Origin of the sequence: Klebsiella sp. JN_Kp122, from assembly GCF_040062085.1 — a bacterium.
Classification (GTDB): domain Bacteria; phylum Pseudomonadota; class Gammaproteobacteria; order Enterobacterales; family Enterobacteriaceae; genus Klebsiella; species Klebsiella aerogenes.
Genome location: NZ_JBEAHW010000014.1, coordinates 87745 through 110168 on the forward strand (window position 1 = coordinate 87745; position 22424 = coordinate 110168).

The 22424-nt window shown below is 51.7% G+C and carries 18 protein-coding genes and 1 pseudogene; 12 read left to right on the plus strand and 7 right to left on the minus strand.

Features of this window, described 5'->3' with window-relative positions:
* Nucleotides 1-98: 98 nt before the first annotated feature.
* The 7 genes from ABLU78_RS03815 to dnaA all read right to left on the minus strand — a co-directional run bounded on the left by ABLU78_RS03815 (nt 99) and on the right by dnaA (nt 9747).
* Nucleotides 99-1238 carry a BamA/TamA family outer membrane protein gene (locus ABLU78_RS03815; RefSeq protein ID WP_015703897.1) on the minus strand — a complete coding sequence of 380 codons (1140 nt, stop codon included), beginning with the start codon at nt 1236-1238 and terminating at the stop codon, nt 99-101.
* Entirely contained in the window at nt 1235-2248 is a 1014-nt protein-coding gene (locus tag ABLU78_RS03820) for a hypothetical protein (protein ID WP_080940499.1), read from the minus strand. Before ABLU78_RS03820 ends, ABLU78_RS03815 begins: the two co-directional genes overlap by 4 nt.
* A 313-nt stretch (nt 2249-2561) precedes the next feature.
* Nucleotides 2562-3374, minus strand: coding sequence for a sugar-phosphatase (yidA, locus tag ABLU78_RS03825; RefSeq protein ID WP_015369035.1), 813 nt, complete (start codon nt 3372-3374; stop codon nt 2562-2564).
* Between the two features lie 202 nt (nt 3375-3576).
* Entirely contained in the window at nt 3577-5991 is a 2415-nt protein-coding gene (gene gyrB, locus ABLU78_RS03830) for a DNA topoisomerase (ATP-hydrolyzing) subunit B (protein ID WP_048229830.1), read from the minus strand.
* Between the two features lie 28 nt (nt 5992-6019).
* Entirely contained in the window at nt 6020-7093 is a 1074-nt protein-coding gene (gene recF / locus ABLU78_RS03835; protein WP_048229828.1) for a DNA replication/repair protein RecF, read from the minus strand.
* Between the two features lie 148 nt (nt 7094-7241).
* Complete coding sequence (gene dnaN / locus ABLU78_RS03840) at nt 7242-8342, minus strand: DNA polymerase III subunit beta (RefSeq protein ID WP_015369032.1); 1101 nt, start codon at nt 8340-8342, stop codon at nt 7242-7244.
* Between the two features lie 4 nt (nt 8343-8346).
* A complete protein-coding gene (gene dnaA, locus ABLU78_RS03845; RefSeq protein WP_045362100.1) occupies nt 8347-9747 on the minus strand; it encodes a chromosomal replication initiator protein DnaA in 1401 nt (466 codons plus the stop codon).
* A gap of 619 nt (nt 9748-10366) precedes the next feature.
* Between dnaA and rpmH the strand changes: the two genes are divergently transcribed.
* From rpmH to yidZ, 12 genes and pseudogenes are all read left to right on the plus strand, one after another.
* Entirely contained in the window at nt 10367-10507 is a 141-nt protein-coding gene (gene rpmH, locus ABLU78_RS03850; RefSeq protein WP_015369029.1) for a 50S ribosomal protein L34, read from the plus strand.
* Nucleotides 10508-10522: 15 nt separating this feature from the next.
* Entirely contained in the window at nt 10523-10882 is a 360-nt protein-coding gene (rnpA, locus tag ABLU78_RS03855; protein ID WP_015703902.1) for a ribonuclease P protein component, read from the plus strand.
* Nucleotides 10846-11103 carry a membrane protein insertion efficiency factor YidD gene (yidD, locus tag ABLU78_RS03860; protein WP_015703903.1) on the plus strand — a complete coding sequence of 86 codons (258 nt, stop codon included), beginning with the start codon at nt 10846-10848 and terminating at the stop codon, nt 11101-11103. The genes rnpA and yidD overlap by 37 nt, the downstream gene beginning before the upstream one ends.
* Nucleotides 11104-11105: 2 nt before the next feature.
* Entirely contained in the window at nt 11106-12752 is a 1647-nt protein-coding gene (gene yidC, locus ABLU78_RS03865) for a membrane protein insertase YidC (RefSeq protein ID WP_015369027.1), read from the plus strand.
* Between the two features lie 140 nt (nt 12753-12892).
* Nucleotides 12893-14257 carry a tRNA uridine-5-carboxymethylaminomethyl(34) synthesis GTPase MnmE gene (gene mnmE, locus ABLU78_RS03870; RefSeq protein WP_015703904.1) on the plus strand — a complete coding sequence of 455 codons (1365 nt, stop codon included), beginning with the start codon at nt 12893-12895 and terminating at the stop codon, nt 14255-14257.
* A gap of 210 nt (nt 14258-14467) precedes the next feature.
* A pseudogene (locus ABLU78_RS03875) lies at nt 14468-15525 on the plus strand (site-specific integrase).
* Nucleotides 15526-15787: 262 nt separating this feature from the next.
* Complete coding sequence (locus ABLU78_RS03880; RefSeq protein WP_142966353.1) at nt 15788-16675, plus strand: sce7726 family protein; 888 nt, start codon at nt 15788-15790, stop codon at nt 16673-16675.
* A gap of 6 nt (nt 16676-16681) precedes the next feature.
* Nucleotides 16682-17614, plus strand: coding sequence for a sce7725 family protein (locus tag ABLU78_RS03885; RefSeq protein WP_047050320.1), 933 nt, complete (start codon nt 16682-16684; stop codon nt 17612-17614).
* Between the two features lie 2 nt (nt 17615-17616).
* Nucleotides 17617-18645 carry an RES family NAD+ phosphorylase gene (locus ABLU78_RS03890; RefSeq protein WP_072048026.1) on the plus strand — a complete coding sequence of 343 codons (1029 nt, stop codon included), beginning with the start codon at nt 17617-17619 and terminating at the stop codon, nt 18643-18645.
* Nucleotides 18646-19400: 755 nt separating this feature from the next.
* The gene (locus ABLU78_RS03895) at nt 19401-19805 is read left to right on the plus strand and encodes a phage integrase N-terminal domain-containing protein (RefSeq protein WP_226925588.1); all 405 of its coding nucleotides are present in this window, start codon (nt 19401-19403) and stop codon (nt 19803-19805) included.
* 422 nt (nt 19806-20227) lie between these two features.
* On the plus strand, nt 20228-21412 hold the full coding sequence (locus ABLU78_RS03900) for an MFS transporter (RefSeq protein WP_032709490.1): 1185 nt from the start codon (nt 20228-20230) through the stop codon (nt 21410-21412).
* Entirely contained in the window at nt 21381-22340 is a 960-nt protein-coding gene (yidZ, locus tag ABLU78_RS03905; RefSeq protein WP_045389026.1) for an HTH-type transcriptional regulator YidZ, read from the plus strand. The genes ABLU78_RS03900 and yidZ overlap by 32 nt, the downstream gene beginning before the upstream one ends.
* Nucleotides 22341-22424: the final 84 nt, after the last annotated feature.

Consider the following 22424-nt stretch of genomic DNA (forward strand, 5'->3'; position numbering starts at 1 on the left):
TACAATTTAGATCACAAAAAGAACAATACATAAAAATAAAAATGTCTGTGGCCACGCCAGATGGCGCCGTCAAAGCAGGGAAGGAGGGTAAATAAGAGTTAGAACGCTTCGCCGACCTGGAAGTAAAAGCCGCTGCTGCCCTTGCCGACACCGTAGTCGAGGCGAATATTAACGCGAGGTTTGAATTCAAAGCGGTAGCCGACGCCCGCCGAAGGTAGCCAGCGTCCATCATTCAGTGAATCAATGGATGGCCCCATGGTGCCTGCACCGACCCAGGCAACAACGCCGTGTCGCCACGTCAACTGACGACGGTATTCCAGCTGGGAGCTGACCACGTTTTTATCGCGGTAGCGCCCCTGGTAGTAGCCGCGCATACGCTCATCGCTACCGAGCAGCGGCATCATGCTCCACGGCACATCGCCCTGAGTAAATGTGCCATCCGCTTCCCAGGCCAGCACGCTTTTATCGCTCAGGGCCTGATAGCGGCTGTAGTGCAGGCGAAACTCATCAAAACGCGTGTCGCTGCCGAGCCCCGGCGCATAGTGGGTATAGCGAAAATCGGCGTATTGGCCCTTGCGTGGGTTGGGGACAAAATCGCGATCGTCCCAGTTGATATCAATACTGGCGCCGGAGCTGAATACCGATGGCCCCTGCGGGGTGTTTTCTATTTTCGGCAGATCGTCATGGTCCATCTCATCGGCATTTTGCGCCGCCAGCGACCACCCCGCCCCCAGATAAACATTATCGATGAGCTGCCGGTAGAGCATCGGGCGCAATGTCAGCACCTGGGCGGTATATTTTTCTTTCTCATTGTCTTTGTCGCCGGCGTGAAAACCTTGTCCCCAGTAGTAAGTCGGTGTGTTGGCCATCGAGCCTTCAACAAATACCCGCCACAAATCATTGTCGAAAAAGGCATAGTTTTTAACGCTAAGGCCAAACGCGCCGGTGGAGCTGACGTAGCCGCTAAGCGTCAGCGTGGAGTTCTGGCTGATGGTGTCATGTGGGTCCGGGCGATACATGCCCACAACAGCCGTACCCAATCCAAGCCCCAGCTCCGGCGTATAAAATGGCCCGGGCATGACGCCCCAGTCGATGCCTTTGCTGGCGTCAAACTTGTCGCTGGCGCCAAGGTTTTGCAACCAGCCGTCGATTTTTTCGCGGCTAAGCGCCTGTGCCTGCGCCTGCCCAATAACAAGGCAGGTTAGCAACAGCAGGATAGGGTTAAACGGTCGGCTCAAAAGCGATACTCGCCGGCGATAAAGAAACTATTACGTTCGGCAAAACCAAACTCCGTAGTGATATTAAAGTTCCGGGTCATCTCATACTGCGCGCCCACCAGCACGTTCCACGGCGACTGCAGATGCTGTTTCACATCAAAGCGACCGTTGCCGTTCTTGTTGGCCAGATTGACCATGTTTTGCAGCATCGTCGACGGCATCGACAGATCGTTCAGGCTGCCCTTAAATTCTTGCTGCACATCCTGATACATGCTGCCGACCCAGACATTCAGCTTCCCGTTCGGCAGATGCAGCGCATCTACCGACGGCGTATTGAAACGATAGCCCAAACGCGGCGAAAAGGTGAAAGCATCAATGCTGCCGTCGAGGATATCAAAACGCGTCTGCGTATAGTTGGCATCTAATACCGTGAACCAGTTGCCGACGCCGCCCACCAGCGTGGTACCGACGCCGTAGGTAGTGCCTTTAAAATCAAGGCGAAAATCAAGATTCTGCATACCTGGCATAGGCATCACTTTGCCATTCGGCCCTTTCAGGCCAACGGCGATTTGCGAGATAGAATGGCCTTTAGTGTGTCCAACCAGGCCATAGACGTTCATAAACGGCAGCAGCCAGGCATCCAGCTTAAGGGTCTCGGTTTTGCTACTTTCTCGCGTATTACCGACGCCAATCTGGAAGGCGTTATCCAGTGAAAAATTACCTAACGATAAACCGGTAAAATTAATGCTATCGACATTAATATTCTGCCGCATATTCATATAGTTAACGCCGACACCAAAAGGTAGTGGCAGAACGTAGCCGCGCTTTCGGGCTTCATCGCCTAAAAAAGGCAATACCGATGTCGATTCCGGCGCCGCGGCCTGGCTATTGTCAGGCGCGGGCAGATCCGCCGGTTCGCTACCGTGCCAGGCGTATACGGGTTCAAGTGGAGTTGTTGGTTCTGCGGCCGCGCAGACCTGAAGAGAGGAAAAAGGCAGCGCAACCAACATCAAAAAGTGATTTTTATTCATAGGAATATGATGTTAGTTATTAACGTATTGTTAAAAGGGGGCTGGTAGCTTATAGAATCCCCTGCGCTGATTAAGGGATTTAAATGCGGATTAACATCTATTCATGAAAAAAGAGAAGACAGGCCGGAGAATTCCGGGCCTGAGATTGATGACAAACCTCATGCAACCGTTGCACTTACAGATTGCACCAGACAAAAAACATGGAAAATCAATTTATTGATTTTCGGCTGATAACCACAAAGAAGGAAAAACCACGCTTTTTCCTTCTTTGTCAGCAGTCTGAGGCCCGGAGAATTCCGGGCCCGAAATGCGCTTAGGCTAAGACGTATTTTTCAATGGCGAAGGCGACGCCATCTTCAAGGTTCGATTTGGTGACGAAATTCGCCGCTTCTTTAACGGTCGGGATGGCGTTATCCATCGCCACGCCGACGCCGGCAAATTCAATCATCGCAATATCATTTTCCTGATCGCCAATCGCCATAATTTCTTCCGGCTTAATACCCAGCGTATCGGCCAGCGACTTCACGCCGGTGCCTTTATTGACGCGTTTATCGAGGATTTCGAGGAAGTACGGCGCGCTTTTCAGCACGGTATACTTCTCTTTCACTTCCGCCGGAATACGAGCGATGGCCCGATCCAGAACGGCAGGCTCATCGATCATCATCACCTTCAGCAGCTGAATATTACGGTCCATCTTTTCTGCTTCGCAGAATACCAGCGGAATGGTCGCCACGTAGGATTCATGCACCGTGTAGTAGCTGATATCGCGGTTCGCGGTATAAAGCGTATTACGATCGAGCGCGTGGAAATGCGAGCCGACGTCGCGAGAGAGTTGCTCAAGGAAGCGATAATCATCGTAGCTTAACGCCGTTTGTGCCACGGTGCTGCCGTCGCTGGCTTTCTGAACCAGCGCACCGTTATAGGTGATGCAGTAGTCGCCCGGCTGTTCCATGTGCAACTCTTTCAGGTAGCTATGAACACCAGCGTAAGGGCGGCCAGTCGTCAGCACCACGTTAACGCCGCGGGCGCGCGCTGCCGCGATGGCGGTTTTCACCGCCGGAGAAATGGTATGGTCCGGCAGCAACAGCGTGCCGTCCATATCAATTGCAATCAGTTTAATAGCCATGGGATCCCCGGGTAAGATGAGTCTTCACTCATGCTAACGCGATTCCGCTCAAAAAACAGCTCTCGCAACGGGAGAAAACGAGGATGGATTGCGTGGGAGGATTCCTCTTTTGCCGCAAAAGAAAAACCCGGCAGCGCAACGCATACCGGGTTTAGCAAAGCCGTGGCCCCGGTAGACATTATGTCGCCGGGGAAATACAGGCTTAGATATCGATGTTCGCCGCTTTCAGGGCGTTCTCTTCGATAAAGGCGCGACGCGGTTCAACGGCATCGCCCATCAGGGTGGTGAACAGCTGGTCGGCGGCAATCGCATCCTTCACGGTGACGCGCAGCATGCGGCGGCTGTCCGGATCCATGGTGGTTTCCCACAGCTGATCCGGGTTCATCTCGCCCAGACCTTTATAACGCTGGATAGAGAGGCCGCGACGCGACTCTTTCACCAGCCAGTCGAGCGCCTGTTCGAAGCTAGCTACCGGCTGGCGGCGCTCGCCGCGTTCGATAAACGCGTCGTCTTCGATAAGCCCGCGCAGCTTCTCGCCGAGGGTGCAGATGCGGCGGTATTCCGCGCCGGTGATGAACTCGTTATCCAGCGGGTAGTCGGTATCGACGCCGTGGGTACGCACGCGCACGATAGGCTCGAACTGCTGCAACTCGCTGTTTTCACGAATATCAAACTTCCACTGGCTGCCGTGCTGCTCTTTTTCGTTCAGCTCGCTAATCAGCTGATTAACCCAGCGGGTGACGGTCTGCTCGTTGCTCAGATCGGCTTCGGCCAGCGTCGGCTGATAGATAAGCTCTTTGAGCATCGCTTTCGGGAAACGGCGCTCCATGCGGCCAATCATTTTCTGCGTCGCGTTGTACTCGGACACCAGTTTTTCCAGTGACTCGCCGGCTAAGGCCGGTGCGCTGGCGTTGGTGTGCAGGGTCGCGCCGTCGAGCGCGATGGAGATCTGGTACTGATCCATCGCTTCGTCGTCTTTAATGTACTGTTCCTGCTTGCCTTTCTTCACTTTGTACAGCGGCGGCTGAGCAATGTAAACGTGGCCGCGTTCAACGATTTCCGGCATCTGACGATAGAAGAAGGTCAACAGCAGGGTACGAATGTGCGAACCGTCGACGTCCGCATCGGTCATGATGATGATGCTGTGATAACGCAGTTTATCCGGGTTGTACTCATCGCGGCCGATGCCGCAGCCCAGCGCGGTAATCAGCGTGGCCACTTCCTGAGAAGAGAGCATTTTATCGAAGCGGGCTTTCTCAACGTTAAGGATTTTACCCTTCAGCGGCAGGATAGCCTGGTTCTTACGGTTACGGCCCTGTTTCGCAGAGCCGCCCGCGGAGTCCCCTTCCACGAGGTACAGTTCAGACAGCGCCGGGTCGCGTTCCTGGCAATCCGCCAGTTTGCCCGGCAGGCCTGCCAGGTCAAGCGCGCCTTTACGACGGGTCATTTCACGGGCGCGACGCGCGGCTTCACGCGCACGCGCGGCGTCGATAATTTTGCCGACCACGATTTTCGCATCAGACGGGTTTTCCAGCAGGTATTCGCTCAGCAGTTCGTTCATCTGCTGTTCAACCGCCGATTTCACCTCGGAGGAGACCAGCTTGTCTTTAGTCTGAGAGGAGAACTTCGGATCCGGCACCTTCACGGAAACCACGGCAATCAGGCCTTCACGCGCATCGTCGCCGGTAGCGCTGACTTTCGCCTTTTTGCTGTAGCCTTCTTTATCCATGTAGGCGTTCAGGGTACGGGTCATCGCCGCGCGGAAGCCCGCCAGGTGAGTACCGCCGTCGCGCTGCGGAATGTTGTTGGTAAAGCAGTAGATGTTTTCCTGGAAACCATCATTCCACTGCAGCGCCACTTCAACGCCAATACCGTCTTTTTCGGTGGAGAAATAGAAGATATTCGGGTGGATCGGCGTTTTGTTCTTGTTGAGATACTCAACAAACGCCTTGATGCCGCCTTCGTAGTGGAAATGGTCTTCTTTGCCGTCGCGCTTATCGCGCAGGCGGATAGAGACCCCGGAGTTGAGGAACGACAGCTCGCGCAGACGTTTCGCCAGGATTTCGTATTCGAATTCAGTGACGTTGGTAAAGGTTTCCAGGCTTGGCCAGAAACGCACCATGGTACCGGTGCTTTCGGTTTCACCGGTTACCGCCAGCGGCGCCTGCGGCACGCCGTGCTCATAAATTTGTTTGTGAACTTTGTTATCGCGTTGGATAACCAGCTCCAGCTTCTGCGACAGGGCGTTAACCACCGAGACGCCTACGCCGTGCAGACCGCCGGACACTTTATAGGAGTTATCATCGAATTTACCGCCGGCGTGCAGGACGGTCATGATAACTTCCGCCGCGGAGACGCCCTCTTCCGGGTGAATGCCGGTTGGGATGCCGCGGCCGTCATCCTGTACGGAGACGGAGTTATCGCTGTGGATAGTAACAACGATGTCTTTACAGTAACCTGCGAGCGCTTCGTCGATAGCGTTATCCACAACCTCGAATACCATGTGGTGCAGACCGGTGCCGTCATCCGTGTCGCCGATATACATACCCGGGCGCTTACGCACCGCATCCAGCCCTTTCAGGACTTTGATACTGGAGGAGTCATAAGAATTCGACATCAACGTTTCTCGCTCATTTAATCTTGGGTTAATCCGTTATTTTACCCTTTTCCACGGTGAACATCTTCGAATTTTTGTCCGACATGTCCATTACGTGTTCAGCGCTGATTGCGCTGACGAAAACCTGCGATTGCGTGGCTTTTAAGCGGCTGGCAAGCAACCCGCGCCGGGCATCGTCAAGCTCCGAGGCAAAATCATCTATCAGGTACAGGCAGCGCCGCCCGCTTTCGCGGGTCAGGAACTCGCCCTGCGCCAGTCGTAGGGCGCACATCAGCAGCTTAAGCTGCCCGCGCGACAAGGTGTCTTCCACCGGCGCCCCATCGGCGCGAATGCGAAAATCCGCTTTATGCGGACCGTGGGCGGTGTAGGTTAACATTCTGTCGCGTTCGAAATTCCGCTCCAGCACCTCGGCGTAGTCCGTTTCTTTTTCCCAGCCGCGCTGGAAAGAGAAGGTGAGGGTGAATTCCGGTAAAAATTGCTGACAGGTATCCGCCATGTCTTCGACAATAGCGGCGCTGTATTCGGCACGCCAGCGGCTGATTTGATCCGCCAGCGGGATTAATTCCAGGTCCCACGGCCGCAGTTGCGCATAGCGGCTCACCTGGCGCAGCGCGGCGTTGCGCTGTTTCAGCAGGCGCTTCAGGTTGCTCCAGGCGGTGAAGAATCCGGCTTCGTTATGAAAGCATCCCCAATCAAGGAACGCTCTTCTGTATTTGGGGCCGCCGTTGAGTAAAGTAAACCCCTCCGGCGTGATCAGCTGCATCGGCATCAGGTGCGCCAGTTCCGCCACCTTGTGGCCATCGGTGCCGTCGATACGCACTTTGCTGTCGCCCTGTTTGTCTTTGGTCAGGCCAATGGCGGTTTCCCGCTCTTCGCCCTGTAAACGCCCGTGCAGGACAAACGAATCCTGCTCGTGACGAATTACCCGGCCAATTTGCAAACTGCGAAACGCCCTGCCATGGCCGAGCGTATAGATAGCTTCCAGCACGCTGGTTTTGCCGCTGCCGTTTGCGCCAACCAGGAAGTTAAAGCTGGGGGATAAAGCGAGATCCGCATTTTCGATATTGCGGAAATCTTTGATTAGGAGTCGGGATAGCGACATATCAGCTCGTCATCATTCAAGGGGCGTGGGTGTCGCAGCCAGTTCGTCTACCGCCAGCGCGCAGAAAGCGGAGCGTACACGAAGTACGTGAGCATTTCGAGCACTGCCGGAAGGCGAAATGGCAAGTAAACCAGCCCCTTTGCAGATTCTACAATCTCATAGGCATGACAACATAGGCGGCGGACTGTGAAGCCGCATCCTCAATCTGCACGCTCGATACGGAATCCGTCAGCAGAATGCGCACATTCTCGCACTTCAGCGCATTGAGCACATCCAGCACGTAGCTAACGTTAAAGCCGATTTCCATCTCGCTGCCCGAATAAGTGACATCGAGAATCTCTTCCGCCTCTTCCTGTTCCGGGTTATTCGCGGTGATTTTCAGCTGGTTCTCGCTGACGTATAACCTCACGCCGCGGAATTTCTCATTCGACAGAATTGCCGCGCGGGCAAAGGCCTGCTTGAGAATGTCGCAGCCGGCATCAAGGTGTTTATCCGGGTTTTTCGGCAATACGCGGCGATAGTCCGGGAAACGGCCGTCAACCAGCTTCGAGGTGAAGATAAAATCGCCGACGTGAGCGCGGATATTGTTGCTGCCGATCTGCACGCGCAGCGGCGTATCGCCGCCGTCAAGCATACGCATCAGCTCAATCACCCCTTTACGCGGCACGATCACCGAATGGTTCGGCAGCGACTCTTCCAGCGGCATTGAACAAACCGCCAGACGGTGGCCGTCGGTGGCGACAGTGCGCAGTTCGCTACCTTCGGTTTCAAACAGCATGCCGTTTAAGTAGTAACGAACGTCCTGGTGCGCCATCGAAAACTGGGTGGCTTCAATCAGGCGCTTCATCGTCGCCTGCGGCAGAGTAAATTCCACTTCGCTCTGCCAGTCGTCGAGATTCGGGAAATCGGCGGCAGGCAGGGTCGACAGCGAGAAGCGGCTGCGGCCGGAGCGCACCAGCATACGGTCGCCTTCAAGCTGCACGGCGATCTCCGCGCCTTCAGGCAGGCCGCGGCAGATATCAAAGAATTTACGCGCCGGAACGGTGGTGGCGCCCGCTTCATGCGGCTGAATCAGCGACACGCGCGCGACCATTTCCATTTCCAGATCGGTACCGGTTAGCGACAGCGTGCCGTCCGCGACCTGAAGCAGCAGGTTACCGAGAATTGGCAGTGTCGGACGACCACCTAACGGACCGCTCACCTGTTGCAGCGGTTTTAATAAATGTTCACGTTCTACGGTAAATTTCATAGCGTCACGAGGATAATGTTCTGATTAAATTGGAAAAATCTTCTTTAATATCGTGGCTTTCTTCACGCAACTGCTCAATCTTACGGCAGGCGTGCAGCACGGTGGTATGGTCGCGGCCGCCAAACGCATCGCCGATTTCCGGCAGGCTGTGGTTGGTCAGCTCTTTGGCCAGCGCCATCGCCATCTGGCGTGGGCGCGCCACCGAACGAGAGCGGCGTTTGGACAGCAGGTCCGCTACCTTAATCTTGTAATACTCCGCCACCGTCTTTTGAATATTGTCGATGGTGACTAATTTTTCCTGCAGCGCCAGTAAATCGCGCAGCGCTTCGCGCACGAAATCGATGGTGATCGCCCGGCCGGTAAAGTTGGCGTTAGCAATGACGCGGTTCAGCGCCCCTTCCAGCTCACGCACGTTCGAACGCAGACGCTTAGCGATAAAGAACGCGACTTCGCCCGGCAGGCGGATATCGTTCTCATCGGCTTTCTTCATCAGGATCGCGACGCGGGTTTCCAGTTCAGGCGGCTCGATCGCCACCGTCAGGCCCCAGCCAAAGCGCGATTTCAGACGATCCTCAACGCCGTTGATCTCTTTTGGATAACGATCCGAAGTGAGGATGATCTGCTGATTACCTTCCAGCAAGGCGTTGAAGGTATGGAAGAACTCTTCCTGCGAACGCTCTTTATTGGCGAAGAACTGAATATCATCGATCAGCAGGGCGTCAACGGAGCGGTAATAGCGTTTAAATTCTTCGATGGCGTTGTTTTGCAGGGCTTTAACCATGTCCTGCACGAAACGCTCGGAGTGCATATAAACCACTTTAGCATTTGGCTTACGCGCCACGATGCCGTTGCCGACGGCGTGCAACAGGTGGGTTTTACCCAGACCGGTGCCGCCATAAAGGAACAGCGGGTTATACGCGCCGCCCGGGTTATCGGCCACCTGACGCGCCGCCGCGCGTGCCAGCTGGTTAGATTTACCTTCGACGAAGTTATCAAACGTATGCTTGACGTTGACGTTGGAACGGTAGGTGGGCTCTGCCGGCGCCGGAACGTTATCCCAGCCCTGACGGGCGACAGTCGGCGCGACGCGCGCGGTTTGCACCTGAGCGGCCGGGATCGCCGTGGCGACGTTGGCCGTCCCCTGGTGGGACGGCGCCGCAGGCTTCGCGCCCACTTCAAAGCGCAGCTGTGGGGCGTCCGCACCACAAAAGTCATTGAGGAGCCCATTGATATTATTGAGGTATTTGTCCCTTACCCAATCGAGCACAAAACGGTTTGGCGCATACAGTGCCAGCGTGTTATCGCTCAGTTCCGCCTGCAATGGGCGGATCCACATGCTGAATTCTGTGGCTGGTAACTCATCCTGCAATCGGGCAAGACACTGCTGCCAAAGCGAAAGTGACACGGCGGACTCCACTCGAACATAAAATCGATATAAAAGAAAAACTGAAACAATCGTGATTGTTGGCACACGTCGCAAGACCCTGCATTAGCCGAAAAAGCCCCTGCGCAAAAGGGGTGACGTGCGAACCGCTATTTGCGGTTTTACCCGGGACGGATCCGTGGATCGCGATCGGGACCGGGGATCATAGCCTAAACTGAGAAAGAGATCTTGTGTTTCTCAACAGATTCTTCCCGATTTATCCACAGGAGGATCGAAACCGGGTAAGTGTAATCGATCCTGGCGAGAGTGCGGCACGATTTCGCCCGCATATTGGAAAAATTAATGAGCTATGCCGGTTTTGAACAGAATTGATCTAACAAAGATCCTTTACGATCCTTGCGCTTTACCCGCCAGGCCGTATAATCCCCCACCCGGCGCGTAACGCCCGTTTTCGCAACTCGTCTCAGCTTATTTTTTGTGCGGCAAGGTGCGAGAAATAAGGAAAGAGAATTGACTCCGGAGTGTACAATTATTACAATCCGGCCTCTTTAATCACCCACGCTGAGGCGTAAGTCGTTCGAAGTTCGTTCGGGTCTACGCAAAAGTCAGTGAATTTATTCAAGTTTAGGTAGAAATCGCCATGAAACGCACTTTTCAACCGTCTGTACTGAAGCGCAACCGTTCTCACGGCTTCCGTGCTCGTATGGCTAATAAAAATGGTCGTCAGGTTCTGGCACGTCGTCGTGCTAAAGGCCGCGCTCGTCTGACCGTTTCCAAGTAATAAAGCTAACCCTGCGTGGTTAAGCTAGCATTTCCCAGGGAGTTACGTTTGTTAACTCCCAGTCATTTCACTTTCGTCTTCCAGCAGCCACAACGGGCTGGCACGCCGCAAATCACCATCCTCGGCCGCCTGAATTCGCTGGGGCATCCCCGCATCGGTCTTACCGTCGCCAAGAAAAACGTTAAGCGCGCGCATGAACGCAATCGGATTAAACGTCTGACGCGTGAAAGCTTCCGTTTACGTCAACATGAACTCCCGCCAATGGATTTCGTGGTGGTGGCAAAGAAAGGGGTTGCCGACCTCGATAACCGTGCTCTCTCGGAAGCGTTGGAAAAATTATGGCGCCGCCATTGTCGCCTGGCTCGCGGGTCCTGATAGGCCTTATCAGGGTCTATCAGCGCCTGATTAGTCCGCTACTCGGGCCGCACTGTCGTTTCACGCCAACCTGTTCTCAATACGGAATTGAGGCATTGCGCAGGTTTGGAGTGATAAAAGGCAGTTGGTTGACGGTGAAACGCGTATTAAAATGCCACCCTTTACACCCTGGTGGTGACGACCCCGTCCCGCCTGGACCATTTGATACCAGAGAACACTAACGATGGATTCGCAACGCAATCTTCTTATCATCGCTTTGTTGTTCGTGTCTTTCATGATCTGGCAAGCCTGGGAGCAGGACAAAAATCCGCAAACCCAGCAGCAGACCACGCAGACTACGACCACAGCAGCGGGTAGCGCCGCAGACCAGGGCGTACCGGCCAGTGGCCAGGGGAAACTGATTACGGTTAAAACTGATGTGCTTGATCTGACCATCAACACCAGCGGTGGTGATGTTGAGCAAGCGCTGCTTCCGGCTTACCCGAAAGCGCTGAAATCTACTGAACCGTTCCAGTTACTGGAAACCACGCCACAGTTTATCTATCAGGCACAGAGCGGCTTAACTGGTCGTGACGGCCCGGATAACCCGGCTAACGGCCCGCGTCCGCTGTATAACGCTGATAAAGATGCGTATGTACTGGCTGACGGCCAGAACGAAATCGTTATTCCGCTGACCTACACCGACAAAGCGGGCAACGTCTTCACCAAAACCTTCACCCTGAAACGCGGTGATTATGCGGTGAACGTTGGCTACAACGTGAAAAACGTCGGCGAAAAACCGCTGGAGATCTCCTCCTTCGGTCAGCTGAAGCAAACAGCAGCGCTGCCATCAAGCCGCGATACGCAAACCGGCGGTCTGTCTACCATGCACACCTTCCGTGGCGCGGCGTACTCCACTGCTGATTCGAAATACGAAAAATATAAATTCGATACTATCGTCGACAACGAAAACCTGAACGTCAGCACCAAAGACGGTTGGGTAGCGATGTTGCAGCAGTACTTCACCACCGCGTGGGTTCCGCATAACAACGGCACCAACAACTTCTATACCGCTAACCTCGGTAATGGCGTTGTCGCTATCGGCTATAAATCACAGCCGGTACTGGTGCAGCCAGGTCAAACCGACAAGCTGGAAAGCGTGCTGTGGGTCGGCCCGGCTCTGCAGGATAAAATGGCTGCCGTCGCGCCGCACCTGGATCTGACCGTCGACTACGGCTGGCTGTGGTTCATCTCCCAACCGCTGTTTAAGCTGCTGAAATTCATCCACGGCTTCCTCGGCAACTGGGGCTTCTCGATTATCGTCATCACCTTTATCGTTCGTGGCATCATGTACCCGCTGACTAAAGCGCAGTACACCTCCATGGCGAAGATGCGTATGCTGCAGCCGAAGATTCAGGCAATGCGCGAGCGTCTGGGCGACGATAAACAACGTCAAAGCCAGGAAATGATGGCGCTGTATAAAGCAGAAAAAGTTAACCCGCTGGGTGGCTGCTTCCCGCTGATTATTCAGATGCCAATCTTCCTTGCGCTGTACTACATGCTGAGCGCCTCGGTTGAACTGCGTCATGCGCCGTTTATCCTGTGGATCCATGACCTGTCCGCGCAAGACCCGTACTACATCCTGCCGATCATCATGGGCGCGACCATGTTCTTCATCCAGAAGATGTCGCCGACCACCGTGACCGACCCGATGCAGCAGAAGATCATGACCTTTATGCCGGTCATCTTCACGGTGTTCTTCCTGTGGTTCCCGTCTGGTCTGGTGGTGTACTACATCGTCAGCAACCTGGTAACCATTATTCAGCAGCAGCTGATTTACCGTGGTCTGGAGAAGCGTGGCCTACATAGCCGCGAGAAGAAAAAATCCTGATTCGGTGTAGGCCGGATAAGGCGAAGCCGCCATCCGGCAATGCGCGCCGGGTTGCCTGATGGCGCTAACGCTTATCAGGCCTACAATCAAAAGGCGGTCTAATGACCGCCTTTTTTTATTGCGATTTGAAGAGACATATCATGAGCCATAACGACACTATCGTCGCCCAGGCAACCCCACCGGGACGCGGGGGTGTGGGCATCCTGCGTATCTCCGGCCTTAAGGCGCGCGACGTCGCGCAGGCGGTACTCGGCAAGCTGCCGAAGCCGCGCTATGCCGACTATCTGCCGTTCAAAGACGCCGACGGTACGCCGCTGGATCAGGGGATTGCGCTGTGGTTCCCGGGACCCAACTCCTTTACCGGCGAAGATGTCCTCGAACTACAGGGCCACGGCGGCCCGGTCATTCTGGATCTGCTGCTCAAACGTATTCTGACGTTGCCCGGCGTTCGCATCGCCAATCCGGGCGAGTTTTCCGAGCGCGCGTTCCTCAACGACAAGCTCGACCTGGCGCAGGCAGAGGCCATCGCCGACCTTATCGACGCCAGCTCAGAGCAGGCGGCCCGTTCGGCGTTGAACTCCTTGCAAGGGGCCTTCTCCGCGCGTGTGAACCATCTTGTGGAAGCGCTCACTCACCTGCGCATCTACGTGGAAGCGGCGATTGATTTCCCGGATGAAGAAATTGATTTCCTCTCCGATGGTAAAATTGAAGCCCAACTGAACGACGTGATCGCCGATCTCGATGCCGTCCGCGCCGAAGCCCGTCAGGGCAGCCTGCTGCGTGAAGGGATGAAAGTGGTGATCGCCGGACGGCCAAACGCCGGTAAATCCAGCCTGCTCAACGCGCTGGCCGGACGAGAAGCGGCGATCGTCACCGATATCGCCGGCACCACCCGCGACGTACTGCGCGAACATATTCACATCGACGGTATGCCGCTGCATATCATCGATACCGCAGGCCTGCGTGACGCCAGTGATGAAGTGGAGCGTATCGGCATTGAACGCGCCTGGCAGGAGATCGAGCAGGCGGATCGGGTGCTGTTTATGGTCGACGGCACCACCACCAGCGCCGTTGACCCGGCCGAGATCTGGCCGGACTTTATCGAGCGCCTGCCCGCTAAACTGCCGATTACCGTGGTGCGTAATAAAGCCGACGTCACCGGCGAAGCGCTGGGGCTCAGCGAAGTAAATGGCCACTCACTAATCCGCCTGTCGGCACGTACCGGTGAAGGGGTCGAGGTGCTGCGCAACCACCTTAAGCAGAGCATGGGCTTCGATACCAACATGGAAGGCGGCTTCCTCGCCCGTCGTCGCCACCTGCAAGCGCTGGAAACGGCTGCGGACCATCTGCAGCAGGGCAAAGCGCAGTTGCTGGGCGCCTGGGCCGGTGAATTACTGGCGGAGGAGCTGCGTCTGTCGCAACAGGCATTAAGTGAAATCACCGGCGAATTTACCTCTGACGATCTGCTGGGCCGCATCTTCTCCAGTTTCTGTATCGGTAAGTAAGTTTTAGTCCATCCTCGTCCGTGAACGTTCACTAACCCGCATTAATTGCCTGTTAATGCGGGTTTTTACTTTCCATACTCGTCCATAGTGGTGCGGGTTCATCCGCGATTTTTGTGTCCTGAATTGTGCCCATCTTTAAATTCCTCGTGTGTCATTGTTTATTTTTTGATCTAAAAATCACACCTCATGGGCACAGCAAAGAGGTGATAAATGGCGCTTTCAAATACTAAACTCCGCTCATTAGCTCCAAAAGATCATCCCTGGCAAATAGCTGATAGAGATGGTCTGATGATTGAAATACTTTCGATAGGAAGAAAAATTTAAACAAAATGACCCGACAACGGTAAAAGCGTTCGCCAAACACTGGCTGATAGATATCGTTGAAAAAAGTAACCGCGATCCGCGCAACGTTCCTCGCGTTATCGAGAAGGACGTCATTCCCACCATCGGAAAGCTGGAACTCGAAGAACTCACAACCTCCCACATTCAGGTCGTGCTCGACCGCATCAAGCAACGAGGTTCGAATCACGTCGCGCTACTGACGCGAAACGTGCTTAAACGCATGCTGGCCTATGCTATTTCCAGGGGAATCATATTCAACAACCCGGCAGCCGCTATCGAGGGCCGTTATATCGCACAAGCAACAAGCCCGACGTGGCGCTAACAGCAGAAGAGATCGGCATCCTGCGACGGGGGATCTACACCTCTAACATGAACCGACGCCACAAGCTAGCTTTGCACCTGCTGATCATCTGCATGGTTCGTAAATCGGAGATGATTGAAGCGACATGGAGCAAAGTTAACTTCAACGTGCTGGAATGGCGTATACCCGGCGAAAGAATGAAGATGGATAACCCGCATATTGTTCCGCTGTCAAAGCAGGCGCTGACGATGTTCGAAGAGCTAAAATTTCTGGCCGGAGATTCCCCTTACGTCTTCCCCAGCCGAAACGACCACCGACGCCCGATCTCCAAAACAACGCTTAACTGTGCGGTGCGTACACTGGAACTGAACGTCAGGGATTTTGTTATTCATGACTTCCGGCGTACTGCCAGCACATTGCTACATGAGCAAGGCTACAACTCCGACTGGGTAGAGAAATGCCTCGCGCTAAGATCGGCGGCGGGCGCGGCGTCTACAACCGTGCGCAGTACCTGAATCAGCGCCGGGAGATGCTTCAGTCCTGGGCAGACTTTGTTGATGCGCAGATTGAGGTAGGAAGGAAGGTGATCATCGGGAAGTTTGGGAAGGCTTATGAGGTCAAATAAGAAAAATGGGGCATTATTACAAATTGATTTAAATAGTTAAGTCCCCTACATTTGCTACTTCAACAAGCTGCATAAAGCCACAAAAATTGGAATAAACTATCTAATTCAATCAATTACAATAAGTTAGTTACAAATAAAAAGGAACAATAATGTGACAAAAGTTAGCTAATAAGTTATCATCATAATTGTTATATAACTCACTGAAAGTAACTAATAATATGAGAGATAGTTACCATTAAGTATAATCATTGTGAGGATAGATGTGCTAAATCCTACGCAACTCTCAGCGCTATCACGGATGTTTTCTTCGTCAGTAATTTCCGAGATAGCAAAAAAAGGTCAGTCACCTCTTTTTTCAAGGTTACTGTCTGAGGCATCTGTTTTCGAATTTGATGACGCAGATAATGTAACTATTGGTGATGCCTTTGATACAGCATTTTCTTTGCTCAGACGCTCAGGTTTGAGAAACGAGTATGTCTATCGTTCTGCGTTAATTCGAAATGTATTATTAGGCCGTCATTCTTTGCGTACCGCCAGCATGCTTACTGAATTTAGAATTGGCTCTAGCAAAGCAGACATGGTTATTCTTAACGGTTGTGGAACTGTATACGAAATAAAATCAGATAGAGATTCGCTTGCCAGACTTGAGAGCCAAGTTGAGAATTATAGAAAAGCATTCAGTAAGATCTACGTCATTGCAGGAACTGCACATATCCAAGATATCTTGGAAAAAACATCAGAAGACGTAGGGGTGATGAGTTTGGTTCGATGGAATAGAATTAGTATTGTACGAGAAGCAAAAGAGAATACTGATTATATTTGCACTGCAACTATTTTTGATTCACTAAGACTTAGCGAAGCTATTGATATCCTAAATGAGTTAAATATTGACATTCCCGATCTACCCAACACATTGATGCGTAATGCAATAAGAGGTATTTTTACCAAACTAAATCCAATTGATGTACAGAGCTGCATGATAAAAACTTTAAAAAGGACGCGTAATCTTGCTCCATTAAGTACTTTAATTGCAAACTTACCAAGTGCATTGCAAAGTATAGCCCTAATGGTTCAGTTACGTAGTAAGGATCGAGATCGCTTAGTTGAGACGTTGAATAAACCTCTTAATGAAGCATTTAAATGGGTTTAAAAACTTATGTACTATCCATATTTTAGAGGTAAGCAGTTTGAGTTAATAGCGATTCGTGAAACAGCAGAGACGATGGCTCAGGCTGGTTTCATTCCAATTATTGAACCAGTTAAAGAAACCCTGAATGGATTAGAAAAAACACTAAAAGCTATCTGTGAAGCTAAAGGTAAAGCTATTGTAATAGTAAATCCTTCATATGGTGACCATTCAACAAATGGGCATAATATCTCGCAATTATTGAAAGATAGTTTTCATGGACATGAAAACATTTTTGCAGGGATACTATTAAATGAAGGGATGGATGAAGAAGATATAATAGAGTTGCTGGATGAACATGCCGAACATCAACCTTGTTTCATCCACTCTGGATTTTCTGAGCCCCGCTCTTTATCAGAAAAAACAAATGGTCGAGTATCCAAACATATCTTCTTAGAACTTTACTGCGGTAAACTCTATAGGAAACATTTTAACGGCTGCGAAAGAATATTAATTCGCGATGGTTTTAAAAAGAGAAAAAATGCTGATTATCCTCCTATTGAAGAGTTTTCAGACCTTCATATAACCTTCGGGGAAGAAGGAATGGATGGATTTGGCGATTTTTTAATCGTTGGGGATGACTATACTGAAGGTGGTGGTCCGGCATATGCGGTAGCAATACATCTCACGTTCTTAGAATCTAAAAAAGAAAATGTTATGTATATTTATCACTTTGTTTCAACGACAAGAGATACACCAACAGACCCTGCGGGGAAATTCGGTCAGGCACTTGAAAAACTCATTACAACAATAAATGAGAATAATTCTCCTGTATTGGAGACCTCAGCTATTTTAGAATTTCGAGCGTTGCATGCAAAAGGCCATTTCCCTGGATTGGGAACCGTCAAAAAACTCTCAATGAGGCACCATGTTGAAACATTAGCTAATTATTTTAGGGGCTAGAAATGATTAGAATGTGTTGTGCTGAATGTTTCAATGATATCGGATTGCGAAATAATATAATCCCTACATTGATGCCACAAAAAGGAAACTGTTCTTTTTGTAATAGTCAAGATGTTGATATTATTGATCCTAAACTCTTGTTGGATTATTTTGAACTGCTGATAAATATTTATGAAATAAATCCTGAAGGGAAAAATCTTGTTGAATGGCTAAAAGAAGATTGGTGCTTATTTTCCCATCCAACAATGGACAATGCTCATGCAAAAGAGTTATTGGGAGAAATTCTCGATGACGGAGATGTAGTACGAAAGAACTTCTCTCCCTCCGAAAATTATAAAAGCACAGGCCTTGCGCAATGGGATACATTACGAGATGAAATTCTTCACAAAAACAGATACTTCCTTGATGAAAAAATTGACACTCAAAGATTACAGGAATTACTCAACCATTTAAAAGCATTTAATATCCCGCGAATATGGTTTAGAGCAAGGATAAATCAAACTGATACTCCATATAAAATTGAAGATATGGGGGCACCTCCAAGTCGGTATGCTAGTCATGGACGAGCGAACCCAACAGGAATTCCATATTTATATTTAGGATCAATGCCAGATACAGCGATCTCTGAGATTAGACCACATACAGGTGAAATAGCAACAGTAGCTGAGTTTGAAATACCAGAAGAACTAATTATTGTTGATTTAAGAGAGCCGAGAAAACATGTTTCTCCTTTTGTTCTATCTGATGCACAAGAAATAGGAAAAATGCGGGCAGACATACCTTTTTTAGAAAAATTAGGAGAAGAACTAACTCGTCCTGTGTTACCTCGAAGTGCTGCCATTGATTATATCCCCAGTCAATATTTATGTGAGTTCATAAAAAAAATTGGTTTTCATGGTGTAATTTACAGAAGTTCTGTAAGCGAGGGAATAAACTTAGCCTTATTCGACCCAACATTAGCAACCCCTATTTCAACATCACAATATGACGTTTCTCGCGTAAGTGTTGAAGTACAAGCAAAGCAGTTATAATGGATTTTCAAAAAAAATGATGCCAGTAATATTAATTTAACTTTATTATTGGCATTACAATTTTGCTGCCATTGTAACGATTAACTTTGTTGTAATTTATAATTTTCATTTCCAAAAAACAGTTTCCCGCAGCTTTCCCCCTCCCCCCGCTCTACCCTATCCCCAACTCATAGCAGTACCCCTAAAAGCTTCCTGTTCTAAGACGAACTGCGACCTGTAAGAAGCGCCTTTGGCGGTCAGCCCCCCGGTCAACCAGGGAAAGAAGCGTAGTCTGAAACTGACCTCCTGTCTCGATACAGGTGACCACACCCTATATCGCTACCCTGTTGCAAGCGTAGCGACAGACAGAACGCTGTAGAGAAGTCGGACGGCATTGCCGAAGGCTTTGCGTCCGTACTTCCTGCTGAATGTGCAAAACGCGGCGTCACTTTTAAGAGCATAAGCGAGTGAAAGTGACGCCAGCGCGCAGATCAGCTTCAACCCAGCTACTGCCTGCAAATCCACTGTAACAAACAGGCTGACACTCAAACAGATGTCAGAAATTCACTTACCAAGAGGAGAAACCAACACTACCGAACCGATACCGGAGGACAGGTCATTTTACCTGTGGGGATATACCTGCCTGAGCAGACGGCTGCATTCGTGCATCACCGTACCCCGTCATACCTCATCCGCGCATTCTCCGGCGCACCGGTATCGTTCAGCACAGCACGCTGTGCCCAACCGCGCGTCGGAGAATTGAGTGGAGAGTAGCTATGTCGAAACTTACAAAACACATGGAAAAACTCGCCCTGCTGGCTGGCGGCAGTTTTAAAACAGTCCATGATCGCCTCCGCATCGCCGGGCGTTTAAGCCAGCATCTGCACAAGCTGAATATCCAGATTCAGGATCTCCAGCATCTGAAATCGTCACATATCGAAAGCTACGTGATGGCGCGCCGGGAAGCAGGAATTACGCCACGCACGCTACAAAACGAGATGGCTGCCCTGCGCACCATCCTTGCTCAGTCTGGACGTCAAAAATTTGCCCAATCGGAGCGCATCAGCAATAAAGCGCTCGGGCTGGGTAACGTTGCCATCATGATCGAAGCTCTTGCAAAATCTTACGAGTATGAAGCGCAGATGCATGATGAAGATGGATTATGGAATCAAGAATCATGAAAATCCAAACTAAACAAATGATTGCTGAAAAAACACTGTCTATCAGTAGAACATCAGAATGGGATTAAAAAAGAGTATTACGTTGTGTAATAAGCGAACTTTCAGCAAGTAACACCTGGCAGTGGTACAGGTTGTTCATTATATACTTTTGTGTCCTTGAATGTGCCCATAGCCATGCTTTCAAGGCAACGTATCGCTGATAGATTAACGAGTTAGCTCGATTTTCCAGCTTCTGTATTGCATCTACTAACCCGCCATAACCATCTGTTATGGTGGGTTTTTTATTTGATTGCCTTAATCACATCAACTCTGTGAAGCAATCAACTGTTTTTCCCTGCAGGAAAAGAGTGTTGTCCAAATGGCAACTCGTACTCCCTGGCGTTAGCCACTATGCTGTACGCCATTCTTATTGCGAGGGTCCTATGGCACGCTTTCTTATCTGCAGTTTCGCATTGGTACTGCTCTATCCATCCGGCATTGATATGTATCTGGTCGGTCTACCGCGCATCGCCCAGGATCTTGGCGCCAGCGAGGCGCAACTGCATATCGCCTTTTCGGTCTATTTAGCCGGCATGGCTACCGCGATGCTTTTTGCCGGGCGAGCGGCGGATAAATCCGGGCGTAAACCGGTCGCGATTTTCGGCGCCATCACCTTCATACTGGCCTCGTTGTTGTGCTCGCAGGCGCATAACAGCACGCATTTTCTGATTGGCCGCTTTATCCAGGGGATCGGCGCGGGAAGCTGCTACGTCGTCGCTTTTGCCGTTCTGCGCGATACGCTGGACGAGCGCCGCCGCGCCAAGGTACTGTCGCTGCTTAATGGCATTACCTGCATCATTCCCGTCCTCGCGCCGGTACTTGGCCATCTGATCATGTTGAAATATCCGTGGCAGAGCCTGTTCTACACCATGACAGGCATGGGGGTGATGGTGGGGTTATTGTCGGTGTTTATCCTGCGTGAGACGCGCCCGACAACGCATCCGCAAGCAGACGCACAGCACAATGGCGCCGCTGAGTCGCTGCTAAACCGTTTTTTCCTCAGCCGCATAGTCATTACGACTCTCAGCGTCACCGCAATTTTGACTTACGTAAACGTCTCTCCGGTGCTGATGATGGAAGAGATGGGTTTCGACCGCGGAACTTATTCAATGGCGATGGCGCTGATGGCAATGGTCAGCATGGCCGTGTCGTTCTCCACGCCGTTCGCTCTGACGCTGTTTAAACCACGTACCCTGATGCTGACCTCGCAGACGTTGTTCCTTATCGCTGGCGTGGTATTGAGCCTCGCCGCCAGCCAGCCCCTCACCATGCTGGGATTAGGTATGATCTGCGCGGGTTTCTCGGTCGGCTTTGGCGTCGCGATGAGCCAGGCGCTAGGTCCTTTCACGCTGCGCGCGGGCGTCGCCAGTTCCGCTCTCGGTATCGCTCAGGTCTGTGGTTCTTCGCTGTGGATTTGGCTGGCGGCTATCATCGGGCTGAGCGCCATGAATATGCTGATCGGGATACTCATTGCCTGTAGCATAGTCAGTATTGTTCTGATACTGGTCGTCTCGCCGGCGCGCGCGACGCAAGATAATGAAGAAATCCCTGTCGAGTCTCGATCTTAATCTCCTGCTGTGCCTGCAGCTTCTGACCCAGGAGCGCAGCGTCACCCGCACGGCGAAACGGATGAACGTTTCGCCGTCGGCGGTGAGTAAATCATTGGCCAAGCTACGTGCCTGGTTTGACGATCCGCTATTTGTTAAAACCCCACTAGGGCTGGCGCCAACGCCGTTAATGAGCAGCATGGAGCAGGATCTCGCCGACTGGATGCAGATGGGCAATCAGATCCTCGATAAACCGCACCACACTATGCCAAGCGGCCTGAAGTTCGAGCTGGCGGCAGAATCACCGCTGCTGATGATCCTGTTCAACACCCTCTCCCAGCAAATTTATCAACGTTATCCACAAGCGCTGATCCGTTTACGCAACTGGGATTACGACTCGCTGGATGCCATCATTCGCGGTGAGGTTGATATCGGTTTTTGCGGCAAGGAAACCCATCCGCGTTCGCGCGAACAGCTGAGCCTGCTGCCGTGGTATATCGATTTTGATGTCCTGTTTAGCGACCTGCCGCAGGTGTGGCTGCGCGCCGATCATCCGGCGCTCAATGAAGAGTGGAACCTGGCGGCTTTCCTGCGCTATCCGCACATCAATATCTGCTGGGAACAAAGCGATACCTGGGCGCTGGATGATGTGCTGCATGACCTGGGCCACAAACGGACCGTTGCCCTGACCCTACCCGGCTTTGAGCAGTCGCTGTTTATGGCGGCGCAGCCAAATCACACCATGATAGCCACCGCGCCGCGCTATTGTCAGCACTATAATCAGCAGCATCATCTGCCGCTGGTATCGCGCCCGCTGCCGCTGGAGCCGCAGCTACTGGAAAAAATGCGCGTGCCGTTCACCCTGCTGTGGCATAAGCGTAATAGCTATAATCCAAAGATCGTATGGCTCAGAGAAACCCTTAAACAGCTCTATTCCAATACGCTGTAGGGAAATTGCCCATCATCCTCACGTTGTTGCGCAAGAAATTGTAAAAGTCAGACATTATCCCTTCTCAAGGAAGAATTTCCGCAT